Source organism: Aquimarina sp. MAR_2010_214, from assembly GCF_002846555.1.
GTDB lineage: Bacteria > Bacteroidota > Bacteroidia > Flavobacteriales > Flavobacteriaceae > Aquimarina.
Genome location: NZ_PJMS01000001.1, coordinates 74158 through 90791 on the forward strand (window position 1 = coordinate 74158; position 16634 = coordinate 90791).

Annotated in this window: 17 protein-coding genes; 15 read left to right on the forward strand and 2 right to left on the reverse strand. The window is 31.8% G+C overall.

Annotation, left to right across the window (positions count from 1 at the left end):
• Positions 1-127: 127 nt before the first annotated feature.
• The gene (locus ATE84_RS00255; protein WP_101444840.1) at positions 128-484 is read right to left on the reverse strand and encodes a hypothetical protein; all 357 of its coding nucleotides are present in this window, start codon (positions 482-484) and stop codon (positions 128-130) included.
• A gap of 773 nt (positions 485-1257) precedes the next feature.
• Here ATE84_RS00255 and ATE84_RS00260 point away from each other — a divergent pair.
• The 4 genes from ATE84_RS00260 to ATE84_RS25950 all read left to right on the forward strand — a co-directional run bounded on the left by ATE84_RS00260 (position 1258) and on the right by ATE84_RS25950 (position 3906).
• The gene (locus tag ATE84_RS00260) at positions 1258-2256 is read left to right on the forward strand and encodes an IS1595 family transposase (RefSeq protein ID WP_101444842.1); all 999 of its coding nucleotides are present in this window, start codon (positions 1258-1260) and stop codon (positions 2254-2256) included.
• Between the two features lie 164 nt (positions 2257-2420).
• Positions 2421-3278 (forward strand): helix-turn-helix domain-containing protein, encoded by an 858-nt coding sequence (locus tag ATE84_RS00265; protein WP_101444843.1) that lies wholly within the window; start codon positions 2421-2423, stop codon positions 3276-3278.
• 111 nt (positions 3279-3389) lie between these two features.
• The gene (locus tag ATE84_RS00270) at positions 3390-3716 is read left to right on the forward strand and encodes a hypothetical protein (RefSeq protein ID WP_101444845.1); all 327 of its coding nucleotides are present in this window, start codon (positions 3390-3392) and stop codon (positions 3714-3716) included.
• Between the two features lie 16 nt (positions 3717-3732).
• On the forward strand, positions 3733-3906 hold the full coding sequence (locus ATE84_RS25950; RefSeq protein WP_158237142.1) for a hypothetical protein: 174 nt from the start codon (positions 3733-3735) through the stop codon (positions 3904-3906).
• Here ATE84_RS25950 and ATE84_RS00275 read toward each other — a convergent pair.
• Positions 3892-4560 (reverse strand): IS6 family transposase, encoded by a 669-nt coding sequence (locus ATE84_RS00275; protein ID WP_101444847.1) that lies wholly within the window; start codon positions 4558-4560, stop codon positions 3892-3894. The two genes, ATE84_RS25950 and ATE84_RS00275, sit on opposite strands and share 15 nt — an antisense overlap.
• A gap of 1205 nt (positions 4561-5765) precedes the next feature.
• Here ATE84_RS00275 and ATE84_RS00280 point away from each other — a divergent pair.
• The 11 genes from ATE84_RS00280 to ATE84_RS00330 all read left to right on the forward strand — a co-directional run bounded on the left by ATE84_RS00280 (position 5766) and on the right by ATE84_RS00330 (position 16332).
• Entirely contained in the window at positions 5766-7220 is a 1455-nt protein-coding gene (locus ATE84_RS00280) for an arginine decarboxylase (protein ID WP_101444849.1), read from the forward strand.
• A gap of 30 nt (positions 7221-7250) precedes the next feature.
• Positions 7251-8198 (forward strand): agmatinase, encoded by a 948-nt coding sequence (speB, locus tag ATE84_RS00285; RefSeq protein WP_101444850.1) that lies wholly within the window; start codon positions 7251-7253, stop codon positions 8196-8198.
• Positions 8188-9162: a deoxyhypusine synthase family protein gene (locus ATE84_RS00290; protein ID WP_101444852.1), complete on the forward strand. Its 975-nt coding sequence runs from the start codon at positions 8188-8190 to the stop codon at positions 9160-9162. The genes speB and ATE84_RS00290 overlap by 11 nt, the downstream gene beginning before the upstream one ends.
• A gap of 5 nt (positions 9163-9167) precedes the next feature.
• Positions 9168-9488 carry a hypothetical protein gene (locus tag ATE84_RS00295; protein ID WP_101444853.1) on the forward strand — a complete coding sequence of 107 codons (321 nt, stop codon included), beginning with the start codon at positions 9168-9170 and terminating at the stop codon, positions 9486-9488.
• 87 nt (positions 9489-9575) lie between these two features.
• Positions 9576-10919, forward strand: coding sequence for an NADP-specific glutamate dehydrogenase (gene gdhA / locus ATE84_RS00300; protein WP_101444855.1), 1344 nt, complete (start codon positions 9576-9578; stop codon positions 10917-10919).
• 10 nt (positions 10920-10929) lie between these two features.
• A complete protein-coding gene (locus ATE84_RS00305) occupies positions 10930-11712 on the forward strand; it encodes an RMD1 family protein (RefSeq protein WP_158237143.1) in 783 nt (260 codons plus the stop codon).
• Between the two features lie 261 nt (positions 11713-11973).
• Positions 11974-12390, forward strand: coding sequence for an NUDIX hydrolase (locus tag ATE84_RS00310; protein WP_101444858.1), 417 nt, complete (start codon positions 11974-11976; stop codon positions 12388-12390).
• A gap of 11 nt (positions 12391-12401) precedes the next feature.
• A complete protein-coding gene (locus ATE84_RS00315) occupies positions 12402-12656 on the forward strand; it encodes a hypothetical protein (protein WP_101444859.1) in 255 nt (84 codons plus the stop codon).
• A gap of 229 nt (positions 12657-12885) precedes the next feature.
• Positions 12886-13245, forward strand: a complete 360-nt coding sequence (locus tag ATE84_RS00320; protein WP_101444861.1) for a hypothetical protein — start codon at positions 12886-12888, stop codon at positions 13243-13245.
• Between the two features lie 56 nt (positions 13246-13301).
• A complete protein-coding gene (gene gshB / locus ATE84_RS00325; protein WP_101444862.1) occupies positions 13302-14348 on the forward strand; it encodes a glutathione synthase in 1047 nt (348 codons plus the stop codon).
• Positions 14329-16332 (forward strand): flavohemoglobin expression-modulating QEGLA motif protein, encoded by a 2004-nt coding sequence (locus ATE84_RS00330; RefSeq protein WP_101444864.1) that lies wholly within the window; start codon positions 14329-14331, stop codon positions 16330-16332. The genes gshB and ATE84_RS00330 overlap by 20 nt, the downstream gene beginning before the upstream one ends.
• The last annotated feature ends 302 nt before the right edge of the window (positions 16333-16634 follow it).

The following is a 16634-nucleotide window of genomic DNA, read 5'->3' on the forward strand; positions in this document are numbered from 1 at the left end:
ATACAAGCAAACATCGCTATAATACATTTTTTATCGATGAAGTGAATTTTTAGTTCGACGGAATACAGTTTTAGTTCGACCAATGGTAAAACGCTCTCTTTTAGAGTGCTTTCAGTTTCTGAATTTTTTATTGCTTTTTTTTACAGAAAACTGTTTTTGAAAAGTTACATGCCATTGCAAACTTATAAGCATGTTTGCTATCGCTTTTACTAGTAACATTTCCTGGTTTTTTCTTTATAATATGGTAAGGCTTATTCTCAATTAGCACCGAAAAAGTTTCTAAAAATGAATATGTAATAAAAGAATACGCTCCCATCAAAATGGTAACCATTACTATTAAAACTAGTGCTCTGTAATTAGGTGAGTTATCAACTTGTTTTTGGATGCGACCTGTGTAGGTTTTTTGTATAAAAAAGATGCATCTTTTGATATAAAAAATAGGAATTTCATAATGGTGGTTTGTTTTAAAATTATCGTTATTCAAATCCTTACAATTACTGACTCGCCAAAAGTTTTATAATTGCAGGGTTGTTTTTTATATTTGTTCTAATTTGATATCATAAAAATATTATAACAATCAAAACCTTGTTATGTATAAAATGAAGTTATTTATGTAAAAAACGAAGTTTTTAGATCTAATACAGCCAAATCTATTTTAAAGTTGGTCTAAATGCTCCAATTGTCACATCTTATAAGTCAGAAAGCTTTTGTTCAAATAACTCGTATCAGTAAAACCTATCATATCTTAAGAAAACCTGTTCTTAAATCAAATTAGCCATCCCCCGTTTTTTTTTAAAGATGAAATTGAACTAAATCACAAAATCCAAATAGTTGATTTTCGGTTGTATGTTTTTTAGTATACGCTTTTAAACCTAAAAAAGATTTCCAAATATAAAATCTCTCGAAACACCAATAAAATCAACGTATGTTAAGTTTGAATAACAAATTTTCAGGGGATGGCTAGTTAAATCAAAAAAGCACATCTAACCCGGATTATGGGTATGCTTTAATTTTATATTTCATGTCACTAGCATCCGAAAGTTTTTATTTTCTTTCCTCTTATATGTCAAGCTGAGCTTGCCGAAGTTCTTAAACCTATGATTTTCAATTAGATTTAGACAAACTCAATCTGACAATTGGAACTATGCTAGGAAAATAAGAACAATACCCATCTAAATAATAATAACATTGTAATTAGATATTTAGGCTAAGTTCTAATTAGAATATGTTTTATCTTTACTTTATAAAAACGGAGAAATGATACCAGAAGATTTTAGAGATTTTTTCATTAGTTCATCGGCTTTGGTTCAATCAGAAATTGTTTCCACATTATTGGAGATCTCTACTGAGGGTTCAGCCCTGATTGATAGCAATCAGAGTAAAGCCATAAGCTGTCCTCATTGTAAGTGCAATAAAATTAAGGCTAATGGTAAGCTCAAAGGAGTACAGCGCTATGTTTGTAATACTTGTCATAAAAACTTTAGTGAAACTACCGGTAAGTTCTGGTACAACCTCAAGAAGAAAGACAAAGTTAATCGTTATTTATTCTGTTTACTCTCTGGATATAGTATTCGCAAGAGTGCCAAAGAAACAGGGATTTCTATTCAGACTTCTTTTGATTGGAGGCACAAATTACTTGTCTCCTTTGGGAGCGTAAGTGTGGATGAATTCCAAGGAATCCTAGAGAGTGATGATCTTTTCTTTGCTTACTCTGAAAAAGGGAATCGAAATTTGGATCGTCCTGCTAGAAAACGTGGCGCAAAGGCAAGTAAAGCTGGTCTCAGTAATGAAAAAGTAGCTGTGATAGCCAGTTGTGACCGATCAGGGAACAAAGATTTCAAAGTAGCTACCAGAGGTCGCATTAGTAAAAGTGACTTGGAGACTATATTACAAGGGAAGTTGGCTAAAGTAGAAACCCTTTGTAGCGACAGTCACAGAAGCTATACTGCATTTGCAAAAGACAAGAAGGTAGCACACAAAAAATTTAATGCTTCGAAGGGTCAAAGAGCTGTTGACAAAATATATCACGTACAAAATGTGAATAATATGGATATGCGTCTAAGGAAATTTATGGAGCCCTTCAATGGAGTGGCAACAAAATACCTTCAGAATTATCTGAATTGGTTTTTAGTCTTAGAAAAAATAAAAAATTCAACCAGTAAAATGGCAACCGTAGCAGCTATAGCCTTTGCTTCCAATACTGCCTGGATGGAATTTAAAAACATAGTAGTAAATAATATGCTTTTTAGAACTTAGCCGATATTTATAATATTTCGGTGTTGATTTTATACAAACTTCCGGATGCTAGTGAAAAACAATTAATAAATTTGGTAAGGAGGTTGCTTTAACATACCTTTATGTGTCCCCCTTTTTAAATCGAAAAAAATAAGAATATTCGAAAAAGAAATATATTTATCATTATGCCAAGAACAATTTTTAAGAATATTGTAATTCTAGATTTTCAAAAAATGAATTTTTTTGAGTTTTGTGAATACACGAATATTCGTTTTTTTGAGATTGTATACTTTAAAGAAGGGAGTGGTGTAATAAAAGTTAATGGAAAAGATTACTCATATTACGCTGATAGTTTTTTCCTTTTCATTCCAAATGACATATATCAAGTACGGGTAGATACGCCTACTACAGGATCTTCTATTAAGTTCTTAAGAAATTTTTTTTGTACAACCACTAAAGATGGTTTATCTCCTGAGTTTAATGACTGGTTTCAAAGAATTGAAGTTGTTTTAAATAACGAAAAGCAAAAAGGAGAATTTCAATTTCGATCAAAATCAGATAAAAAAAATCTGGTTTCGCTTATAACAATGCTTTGTGATGAAAATCGAGAAAGTGAAACTTATGACACCATCATAATTCAAAATATGCTATCTACAATATTACATCTCATTACACGAAACTCAAACCAGATAGATCTTCTTAAGTTTTCAAAAAAACCGTCTTTAGAAATTCAAGAAATTATCAATTATATTCATCATCATATTTTTGAGCCAACTCTGCTTTCAAACAAATCTATAGCAGAAAAATTCAATATTTCCAGCAATTATATTGGACAATATTTTAAGAAACATATGGATATTAGCCTTAAGAGTTATAAACTCAATTATAAATTAAAACTGGTTGAAGCACGCTTACAACATACAGATATGCATCTTTCGCAAATTGCTTTAGAACTTGGTTTTATAGATGGTAGTCATTTAGATAAGACCTTTACTGCTTATAAAGGAATGTCTATTGGAGCATTTCGAGCAACTTTAGAATAGGTTTTTCTTATATTTATAAACTCTATTTTTTACTTAAATTACTTCATTTTTTACTCAATCAAAACTTGATTGTAGTGGTAACTTTATCCTATCAAATTAAAACTGATAATAATGATGAAAAAGCCACATGAAGTTTTTGATGATCATCTTAAAGCAATAAAAACTTTAAATCCATTTGCTGTGATAGATAATTATGCCGCTGATGCTCTATTTGTTAACAGAGAAAGTACTTATAAAGGAAAAAAGGAAATACTAACGTTTTACAAGAAAAGATTACCTAGGCTGAAGAGTTTTAATGCTAATACAATTAGGCAATCAATGTGCTCTAATATTATAAACATTATTTGGCTTGTAAAAAACAAAGATGTTGTAAACGATGTTTATATAATAATAAATGAAAAAATTCAATATCAAAGATGTTCAGGGATAATTAAATAACCTAAAAACAAAGAAAATGAATACCGCAGAATTTAAAACTTTTAAAGTAGCAGTAAAAAACGCACAAGCTTGGGTAACTTTTGATTACGAACCGGTTAATATACAAGGTATTCCGATGCTAGAGGTTCTGTCGCATTATCTCGAAGAAGATATAATTTTGAAAGAAACTTACTCTTTAAGCAGCCAATGAACAAAACGTTTTAAACTTTGAATTTTTAGGATTCAAAATCTGACCTTTTCTAATAATGTGTATGATTTCTATTCCTGCGAGTGTTCTTTGTGCTGATTCGAATTCTTTAAATCCTGTGGTAATTGCAATTCTTCTTTTTATACTACGATGATCCTGTTCTACAATATTGTTGAGATATTTGACTCGTCGAATCTTTATCTTTTTTGAAGTTAAACTCCTTTTATTCCAAGTCCGTATTCCAGCTGTATTAGCTCCACTCTTATCAATATTTATTATCCTAGGCTTGCCGTTATTTCTAATAGCTTTACTCAAGAACTTTTGAGCAGAACCTTTCATCCTACGTTTTGTTAATAGGAAATCTATAGTGTTTCCTTGTTTATCAACTGCTCGGTATAAATACCTATCCTTACCGCCTACTTTGATATACGTTTCATCAAGTCTCCAACTATCTGTTAGTTGCCGTTTACGAGTATTCATATTGTGTTCTATTCCTTTAGGAAACTTAAATACCCACCGTTGGATTGTAGAATGGTCAACTTTTACACCTCTAATAGACATCAACTCTTCAATATCACGGTAACTTAAACTAAATCGAAATTTGAAATATATCGCTTGTTGAATAATGATATCAGGATATCGATGGTGTTTGTACATGGAACTAATTTAGAAGCTTCAAACTTTAGTATATTTAAAAGAGTGAAATTAATGCGACAGAACCACTTTGAAATTAATAGTGTATTTGATGACTAAATAGGCATGGTTTTAGAGTTCTCTTCATAGGAGTTCAAAAAGTGGAATTCTTCCTTTTAAATTAATCAGAATATTGGCATAAACACAACTTTTGATCTTGATCCTAAATTAACCAGAATATTTGCATAAACACAACAATTGAGCTTGATCTCACAATTCAATGATTATCTTAAGCTCTATAGGGCATTTCACCCGAAGGACACGAGTATAAAAAATAAAACCTTAGATAAAGCTAAAAATCTAGATGATGCGTAAAACACTACATAACAAGAACTTCACCCAACAAAACTAACTGCAGAAAGTAAATCTATTTGTAGAGAAAAACCTCTCTCATCGTATTTTTTGATGAAAACTGTACGTAAATACTGTACGTAAATCTGAAAAACTGAAGATTTTCAAGAAGAAAAAACAGTTGTAAACAAAAATAACCTCTTCAAAATCAAGAGGTTATCTTTAGTAGCGGGAACAGGACTCGAACCTGTGACCTTCGGGTTATGAGCCATTTCGGTCGCACTCAAACCGTCCTAGCTATCAGTGTCTTATCTTTTTCGAAGTACCTAAAAACTTGCAAATACCTACAAATGGGTACTTAAAATAGGTACTTTTCTATGAAGTACCTATTTAATATTTTTTACTAAAAATTACTATTTCCTTTGTACCAGTATTTATAAAAAAATCATCGTTTTATGAGGTAGAAAAGTAGATTACAAAGGATAAAATTAGATATTGTTTTGTTTTCTGTAATTAGATTAAGTCACTCTTAATAATAAAACCAGGAAAAAAATTAAAAAAAATTTTTGATATCATTTTTTTATTACATTTGATTAAATAATAATGCGTTTTATATAAAGGACGTATTGCCTATATAAATGAAAACGTTTTTCAGATTCGGGCTTAGGAGCATAAAGAAGTCTACTCCAAAAGCTGCCTCAGGGATGAGGAACCGAATTCTCAGGCTGACTTCTAAAGTATATACTATACTTAGACTATTGGAACGAATACAGTTCGTGCCCTACACTGTTTTTATTTTTCGTGTATGAGATTAGATTGAAACTAATTGCTTTCGCAATTTCTTATGTATCAATTTCTAATTTTTCAAACACATCATAATGAAAACAAAATATATCGATTTGATCGAACAGACCTTCCATTTTCCACAGGAAGAGTTTTCGCTCCAGAATAGCCAATTACAGTTTCACGGCATTGACCTTATGAGATTGATTGCTCAATATGGTGCGCCTTTAAAACTCACTTACCTACCCAAAATATCAGAAAATATTAATCGAGCAAAAAGCTGGTTTAACAACGCTATTAAGTCAAATGATTATAAAGGGAATTATAACTATTGTTATTGTACGAAAAGCTCACATTTTCAACACGTATTGAACGAAGCCCTTAAGAATGATATTCATATAGAAACCTCTTCCGCTTTTGATATTGATATTGTAGAAAACTTAAAAACACAAGGTAAAATCAATGATGATACCTATGTGATTAGCAATGGTTTCAAACGTGACCAATACATACAAAACATAGCCCGATTGATCAATAACGGACACCACAATTGTATTCCTATCATTGATAATTACGAAGAACTGGATCTATTAAGTGATGTAATTGACAAAGATTTTCAAGTCGGTATACGTATTGCTTCTGAAGAAGAACCAAAGTTTGAGTTTTATACTTCTCGATTAGGAATTGGGTATCGTAATATTGTACCCTTTTATAATAATCAGATCAAGAATAACCCAAAAGTGAAACTAAAAATGCTTCACTTCTTTATCAACACGGGCATTCGCGATACTGCTTACTATTGGAATGAATTACAAAAATGTCTAAAAGTATATATAAGTCTTAAGAAAATATGCCCATCATTAGATAGCTTAAATATAGGCGGAGGTTTCCCGATAAAAAACTCTTTGGCCTTTGACTATGACTATCAGTATATAATCAATGAAATTATTAATCAAATCCAAATTTCCTGTGAAGAAGCACAAGTAGATGTTCCAAATATTTTCACGGAATTTGGAAGTTTTACAGTTGGTGAAAGTGGTGGTGTTATTTACGAAGTACTATATCAAAAACAGCAAAACGATCGCGAAAAATGGAATATGATCAATTCATCTTTCATTACAACAATGCCAGATACATGGGCAATAAACAAACGTTTTGTGATGTTGCCCGTAAACAGATGGGATGATGAGTATGAACGCGTACTACTCGGTGGATTAACCTGTGATAGTGATGATTATTACAATTCAGAACAACATATGAATGCCATATATCTACCAAAATACAAAAAAGACAAACCATTATATATTGGTTTTTTCAATACTGGTGCATATCAGGAGACCATTGGTGGTTTTGGAGGATTGCAACACTGCTTAATCCCACAGCCTAAGCATATTTTGATAGATCGTGATCAGAATGGAAAGGTAACTACAGAAGTTTTTGCACCACAACAAACTTCAGAACAGTTATTATCTATTCTTGGATATCAAAAAATAGCAAAAGAAGAAGTTTTAGAACATTCACAAAAAGAAATAATTATAAATTCTAACTAACCTAAATCATTAAATCCAAACATTTTTAAAATGGAAACTAAGAAAACATATGCCGGAATTCCAGAACAATATGCTGGCTATGACAAATCAAAAGTAGTATTGATTCCTGTTCCTTATGATGGAACCAGTACCTGGGGCAAAGGAGCAGACAAAGGTCCTGAAGCATTTTTACACGCTTCAGAGAATATGGAGCTTTATGATATAGAAACGGAGAGCGAAGTATACAAACAAGGTATTTATCTTTCTCAACCCATCGACGAAAAAAGCTCACCAGACGCAATGGTCACTACAGTACACGATACTGTAAAAACCAATATTAAACGCAACAAGTTTGTTACGCTTTTTGGTGGGGAGCATTCTATTTCTATAGGAGCTATACGTGCATTTGATGAGTGTTTCAATGATTTAACAGTAATACAAATAGATGCCCACGCAGATTTAAGAAAAGAATATGAAGGTTCTAAGTACAATCACGCTTGTGCACTTTATGAGGCTAATCAAAACACTAATCTTATTCAAGTTGGGATTCGCAGTATGGATGCTTCAGAACAATTAGTAATGAACAAAGAAAATGTCTTTTTCGCTCATGAAATGGCAACCGATGATTATTGGATGGACAATGCAACCGAATTAATGACTGATAATGTCTATATCACTTTTGACCTGGATGCTTTAGACCCTTCTATTTTACCTTCAACTGGAACACCAGAACCGGGAGGATTGTTATGGTATGAAACCCTTGAATTTCTTAAGAAAATATTTGAAGAAAAAAATGTAGTTGGATTTGATATTGTAGAATTATGTCCAAATAAAGATGATAAATCTTCTGATTTTGCTGCTGCTAAACTCTACTATAAAATGTTGAGTTACAAATTTACTGAACAAGATGTTGATGACGCAAATGAAAATTTATATGCCCTTAAAGGCAATGATAAAACTAGCCACTTAAAATTTTCTGACGATGAGCATGAAGGATAAAGGAGCTATTTCACAATTTATAGAGAAATATTATCTGCATTTTAATGCTGCTTCTGTAGTAGATGCGGCCAAAGAATATGAAGCCCAAATTAATAATGGCTCAAAAATGTTAGTATCTCTAGCAGGAGCAATGAGTACAGCTGAATTAGGTAAAATTTTCGCAGAAATCATACGTCAAAACAAAGTACATATTATCTCCTGTACAGGTGCAAATTTGGAAGAAGATATTATGAATCTGGTAGCACATAGTCATTATAAGCGTGTTCCTAATTATCGTGATCTAACCCCAAAACAAGAATGGGATTTACTAGAACAAGGATTAAATCGTGTTACGGATACCTGTATCCCTGAAGAAGAAGCTTTTAGAAGATTACAGCAACATATTTTTAAGATTTGGAAAGATGCTGAAGAAAAAGGAGAGCGTTATTTTCCACACGAGTTTATGTACAAAATGTTATTGTCTGGTGTATTAGAACAGTACTATGAAATTGACATTAAGGATAGTTGGATGTATGCTGCGGCAAAAGCCAATTTACCGATGGTAGTTCCAGGATGGGAAGATAGTACAATGGGGAACATCTTTGCTAGCTATGTGTTGAAAGGAGAGCTTAAAGCAAGCACTATAAAATCCGGAATCGAGTATATGACCTTTCTTGCAGATTGGTATACCGATAATTCTGAAAATGGTATCGGATTTTTCCAGATAGGTGGTGGTATTGCAGGAGATTTTCCTATTTGTGTGGTGCCAATGCTATATCAAGATATGGAACGTACAGACACACCATTCTGGAATTATTTCTGTCAAATAAGTGACTCAACAACAAGTTATGGATCTTATTCTGGAGCAGTACCAAATGAAAAAATCACTTGGGGTAAATTAGATATTGATACTCCAAAATTCATTATAGAGTCAGATGCCACCATTGTAGCACCATTAATATTTGCTTATTTATTAGATATGTAAAAGATATGAAAACTTCAAAAAACAACCATTTAAAAAAGGTTATTGTTGACTTCAAAAAGTTAACCAATACTATTCTAGATTTATTGGTAATAAAGTATCCTGATGGATATGATGATAAAGATATTATTACGTTTAGAAATGCACAAAACGAAATCGTAGAATGTGTAGAAGTAAAAACTGAGGATACCTTATATCTTGTGAAAGTCAGTAAGCATATTGTTACCGCTATGGAAGATCACGATGATAACGATGAAGATAACCAAGATAAAGAAAGTGAATTCGAAGAATTCGAAGAAGAAACAGATGAGCCATCTCTAGAAGAATAATTCAAATTCAACTTGGGATTAGAGTACTCATACGATAGTATCGTGGGTACTCCTTTTCTTATTACTTATTTTAAAATTAAATTTTCAATGAAAGAACAAGTAGAAGCTTTTATGGCAGAGGTAAGAGTCAGAAATGCTCACGAACCTGAGTTTTTACAAGCTGTACAAGAAGTTGCAGAAACTGTAATCCCATTTATTTCCTCTCAGAAAATTTATGATGGTAAAAATATCCTTCTTAGAATGGTTGAACCAGAGAGAGTAATTACTTTTCGTGTTTCTTGGGTAGATGACTATGGGAAAATTCACGTAAACAGAGGATATCGTATTCAAATGAATTCTGCTATTGGGCCATATAAAGGAGGGTTACGTTTTCATCCTACTGTAAATCTGAGTATTCTGAAATTTTTGGCGTTCGAACAGGTATTCAAAAATAGTTTGACTACATTACCAATGGGTGGGGGAAAAGGAGGATCTGACTTTGATCCTAAAGATAAATCTGATGCTGAAATTATGAGGTTTTGTCACAACTTTATGGCAGAACTTTTTAGACATATAGGACCAAATACAGATGTACCCGCAGGAGATATAGGCGTAGGAAGTCGCGAAATTGGGTTCTTATTTGGTATGTACCGTAAAATTAGAAATGAATTTACTGGAGTTTTAACTGGAAAAGGATTAAGCTGGGGTGGCTCATTAATTCGACCAGAAGCAACAGGATACGGAACCGTATATTTTGCCGAAAACATGTTAACCACTAAAGAAGATTCTATTAAAGGAAAAATAGTTTCTATTTCTGGTTCGGGTAATGTAGCTCAGTACGCTGCCGAAAAAGTAATTCAGTTAGGTGGAAAAGTGGTAACGTTATCAGACTCTTCAGGGTACATTTATGATGAAAATGGTATCGATTTGGAAAAACTAAAATATGTGATCCATCTTAAAAATGTTGTTAGAGGCAGGATTAACGAATATGTCAAAAAATATCCATCAGCTAAATTCTTTCAAGATGAAACACCTTGGGATATTGCTTGCGATATTGCACTACCCTGTGCAACACAAAATGAACTTAATGGCAAAGACGCTAAAGCTTTAATCAAAAACGGTTGTATTTGTATAAGTGAAGGTGCAAATATGCCAAGTACTCCAGATGCTATTGCTGAGTTTCATAAGGCAAAAATTCTTTTCGCACCGGGTAAAGCATCTAATGCTGGAGGAGTAGCAACATCAGGCCTAGAAATGACTCAGAATTCATTACGCTACAATTGGACTCGTAAGCAGGTTGATCAAAAACTACAACAAATAATGTCTAGTATTCATGCTTCTTGTTTGGAATATGGAATGGATGATACAGGATATGTAGACTATGTAAAAGGTGCAAATATTGCTGGATTTGTAAAAGTGGCAGATGCAATGCTTGCTCAAGGAGTTATATAAAATATTTATCATGAAAAAAAACGCCTTTGCGCTACAAATTGCAGAAAGTATAGATATAGATGCCTGCAAAAATCACTTTAAACAAACACTTCTATTTTCTAATAGAGATGAATTGTTTTTCGATTTTGAAAACCAGAAATATGCTTATATTTTTAAATACGGTATTCTTTGTGTTTTTAATTTCGCTTCAAACGAACTGGATCAACTGAGACAACAGTTATTTAAATTTACTACACATGCAAAGCTTATAGATAGTTCTTTAACCCAATCTATAGATATAATTATAGATGCCGAGTCCTTTCGTATAGATTTTGAAAGTGTTCATCTAATAGATAATAATATTGAAAAAATACGCTTGGTAATGCATAATGCATCACAATCAGTACTATTAGACTATTATACAGGCATTGCAGAGCAACTTATTGAAGACACAGCACAATACACTAATTTTATAGAGACAAAAAGGACAAGACTATATACAGATGATAAAAAACATAAACATTTCGTTGAAAAGGTTTTAAATTCCAAAAATAAGATTTCTGAAAATCTTTACATATTTGATTCTCCTAGTGCTGTTTCGGATGATGAAACGCTTACTAAACTAAATACTGAACTCAAGAAAAAATTTGAGGTAAATGATAAGCATAAAACTATAAGCCAGAAGCTAAACATTGTAAAAGAAAACCTAGAATTCTTTAAGCATATTACGGTACATAGAAAAAGTAGTAAACTTAAATGGATTATTATAGTCATCGTGATCTTAGTTTTATTCATACTCAAATTTATAAAATAGCACATTCAACAAATTAAGAATAATAAGAAGTGAAGAACGTAAACTAGCTAAAGCAAAAAATATTCTGGATTTGTCAATTGTAAAAAATTAAAATACAAAAAGCATCTAAACCTTATTTTCAATTAATTGACGAAGAACTATGACAATTTACGTTGCAAATTGAAAAAAGAGAAAAAGAAGTGGATTCCGTTTTAACGAATTATCATATGGTTAAAGAGTAAGTAAATTATTTTAAAATTAACAAAGATTAAATAACCAGATATGCGTATAAAAAAGCATAAAGAGAAATCCAGATTAATCGTGTTTCAAGGAGAAAAAATTCTGGTTTTCCAAAAACTTAAAGACAAGTTAGAATACGGACTTATTGGTGGGTTTTTAAAAGGAAAAGAATCCCCAGAAGTAGCACTTATTAGGGAAACACTTGAAGAAACTGCTGTTGAATTAGCTGAAGAAGATTTGATATATCATTGTTCAGTCACAATTGATTTAAAGGATACAAAAAGGGTTCCCAAGCATTATTTCATTTGCGACGATTATTATAAACCATTTGCACTTGCAGAACCACATAAGTTTAAAAATATAAAATGGGTACATTGGAAAGAAGCTGCAAAATTTCTTGGCAAATCAGATAAGAAGGTAGTAAAAGAACTTTTTAACCCTTGTAAACTTAATCACTAAAAAACGCGTAGATGAAAAGCTCTATTATTAATCAAAGTGTTGAGTATGGTGTATTTAAAAAATACTATAACGGTTATTATCAATTTATAATGGATAACGGAGATATTTTAATATTTGAAGGAATAACAAAGTTTGCGATTAACAAATTCGATCTAAAAACAGATAAATTTCAAGGTAAAAGTTTTGAAATCACGTATTCAGAATATAGAGATGATGACGATGACGATTTTATCACATATAAGATTGAAAAATTAGAACTAGCTTAAAGTTTATTATATCAATTTGAATTGATAAGGCAGTGATTGTTTTGCATAGCAGTAGCTATGCAAAATATGAACAAAGAATTTAGACTAAAAAAGAACAAAATGATACGCGACATTATTAGTACTAGTTGGTATTGCCACGAAAAAATAGACGTATTAAACAAGATTTTTATCTAGATAGGAGGTTAAAATTTTGGATTACAAATTGATTAAAAACTTATAATTTAATACAATGAAAAACTTAAAAAAAGTAGTGTTCGTAATGTTTACAATGTTTCTTGGCATATATACAGTACAAGCACAAAAAGATATTGATAAAGGCACTGAAACTATTAAAGGTTTTTTTGATAATTTTGATGAGGAAAATTTCACTTTTACCTATCTAAATGGACATAATAAAGAAGATACCATTTCTTTTCCTAGAATTACCCCTGAAATGCTTAAAAAATACAACTTAAGTAATAATAAATATGTGGGAAAAACCTTTAACATCATTTTTAATTCTGAAATCGAAATTGAAATTGAGGAAGATGGTGACGAACAAGAGTATATAATTAGAACTATTATTGGTTTAGAATTGTTAGAACAGTAAATGTAAAATACTTTTATAAAAGACAAAATTTACTTCTTTAATCACGAAAAAAAAATATGAAAATAAAAATATGCTTTATCATGTATCCTTGGGAAGAAGTCCGTCCATCACAAGATTCTACAATCAGAATCATACATGAAGCTGTTAAAAGAGGTCATGAGGTTTCAATTACCGATCCTTCTAACTTGACTATTAGAAATAGTATTACTCTTAGTTTGTGTAAGAACATATCACTCAAAGAAAAACTCTCTAAAAGTATGACTTCTTTTTATAAGACAGTAGAATTTAAGTCTGAAATGAGAGCGTTGAATGAGTTTGATGTAATATTTATGCGTGACAACCCTCCATTAGATGGTTTGGTTTTGAATTTCTTGGACTCTATAAAAGATGACGTTTTTATTATCAATGCAATTGATGGATTACGAGAAGCTAATAATAAGATTTATACTGCCGCCTACTTCGACCCTAATCATGAGCTTATACCTGCTACATATGTTTCTAAAAACATTGATTATCTCTTAAGCATAATCAAAGAATCAGAGAATGATAAGATGATTATGAAGCCGTTGGATGGTTATGGGGGTAGTGGCGTTATCATTATTGAAAAAGCTGCCATGCAAAATATCCGTTCTTTGTTAGATTTTTATATTAATCACGGTAAAGATCACTCCAACTATGTAATTCTTCAAGAATATGTAGAAGGTGCTGAAGAGGGAGATGTTCGGATTTTGATGCTAAATGGAGAGCCTATTGGTGCATTAAGAAGGAGACCTGTCCAAGGTGATGTAAGGTCTAATATTTCAGTTGGAGGAGCAGTCGAAAAATACAAATTGACAAAAGCAGACAAGATGTTGTGTAGGGAGATTGGTGAAAAATTGGTGAGAGATGGTATTTACTTTGCAGGTCTTGATTTGATTAATGGTAAATTGATCGAAGTCAATGTAATGAGTCCAGGTACAATCACAGACATAAATAGGCTTAATAAAGTTAAACTGCAAGAAAAGATTTTAGGCTATTTGGAAAAAGTAGTAAAAAGCAAAAATAAGTTAAAAGAGGATTTTAGACCTGAAACACTATTAGAAAATGCAGCAATTAAAAATTAGTGAGATAATTAAGCTAATAGAGCAAAAGAAGACCTTTGAAGCTATAGCTCCGGATAATTCTTTCAGTATAAAAATCAATAAGTATGTACCCTATTGCTGTACGGCCATTCATGATGGTGGTAACCTTCGAGATCGGTTAAGAAACAAAATTGCCATCGATGATTATAACCGATGGTATGAAGAAGATCCACATACTGGTCAATTTATCGACTCTTTACCTATTACAATAGTCGGATTGGACTCTCGTTTTGAGTATGATCTCAATAGAAAGCCAGAAGATTGCATCTACGATGAAGCATGGGGTAAACAAGTATGGAAACGTCCACTTACGCCAGCAGAAAAACAAGCAAGTCTTCAAAAGCATCATAACTTTTACAAAGTCATCCATGCATTGATCAAGAAGCTAGAAGAGCTATATGATTCTTGTATCGTTTATGATTTACACTCTTATAACTACCAACGTTGGGATAGGACTGTACCACTTTTTAATATAGGTACAGAACGCATTGATAGTGCGAAATATGAAACATTTATTGAAAACTGGGTCGCCGAATTAAGTGCTATTTCGCTAACAGGTATAGAGAATCAGACGGCAATCAATGATGTGTTCTTTGGTAGAGGTTATAATCTTGAATTTATTACTCAAAACTTTTCTAATACACTTGTGCTAGCTACGGAAATTAAAAAAGTTTATAGCAATGAATTAACAGGTGAAGATTATCCTAAATTAATACGAGAATTACAGCAAAAACTAAAACGAGCAATTCTTAATAACGCACAATATTTCAGTGAGGAAAACACCAATTGGAGATCTAAAAACAGTGTACATTTATTAGATAAGAAAACAGATCCAGCTATTGTTTCTGTAGATAAAAAGCTTTTCAAATTATTGAAAGGTTTTGAATTATTGGCTTACGTCAATCCAATCAACACGAACTCTGAACAAAAGCGGTTTATCAAAAATAAATACGCCAAACCTCCTAAGTTTAAGTATGCACCCATTAAAATCAATCCATTTGAGCTAAAACAGCAATTAAGTACACTAAGAACACAGGATATATCTGATGTTTCTATTCGTGAACTATATGAGTCAGTAATCAATAGTTACTTTGATAAGATTGATTTATTATCAGCTCTAGGTACAAAGAAGTTCTTATACAACTCCCTTCGATATTTTGGAAGACCTAGCAAAAAAGACTTAACCAATGCTGAATATATTCTTCACTTGCCATCTATCCCTAGTGAACCGAAAAGAGTACCTTTTCTATCGATGGATGAAGCCATGGGCGCATTTAAAAATGCACTAGATGAATACGGAATCGATTGTAAAATTGAACTGAGTAAGCGAGTAATTTCTCAAGTAATGGTACTGAACTCAAAAAAGACAATCTTAATTCGACCAGATGCTAAATTCACTAGAAAAGAAGCCAATGCACTCATAGAACATGAAATTGGCGTACACATGGTAACTACACAAAACTCTTCAGATGAGAAACTAAATATTTTCAATCTTGGTCTACCAATGAATACCATGACCCAAGAAGGATTAGCCATTTTATCTGAATATCTAAGTGGAAACATTACTTTGAAAAGGCTAAAAAAAATAGCATTCAGAGTAGTTATTACGGATATGATGTGTAGTGGGGCTGATTTCATTGAATGCTTCAATTTCCTAGTTAATCGACATGGTGTTTCAACTAATGATGCATACATCATAGTGACAAGGATTTTTAGAGGTGGTGGATTTACCAAAGACTATCTATACCTAAGTGGATTTGAGAAAATATTGAAACTATGGAAAGCAGATATAAATCTTTCTCCGCTATTGGTTGGTAAAACTTCTATGGACTTCTACAATACCATCAATGAAATGATAGAAAGAGAAATTATAGCAAAACCAAAGCATATAACGAAAAGTTTCGAGCATCCTATTGACTATCAAAGCAATGAGATTTATGAGTACATCATTAGTGGGCTTAGTTAGTACTTAGCCAGTCCTAAAAAGTTTTTTAATAAATCTATAGACAAACCAAGATAATACCAGGATACAAATTGAGACTATCGAATTAACTGAGAATATATTGGAAGTTTGTCTTACTAATTTAATATTTCCATACTTACTAACCTAATAAGCATAAAAACATTCAAAATTTGTCTGTAAAAATAATTTTCAGAGTCCTCCCGGGTACTTCACCCGAAGGACACAATTTTAATAAATAAAAGTACTGATTATTTCAAAGTCTAATTTTAAATTAAAACACTAACTATCAATCTTTTATAATAAAA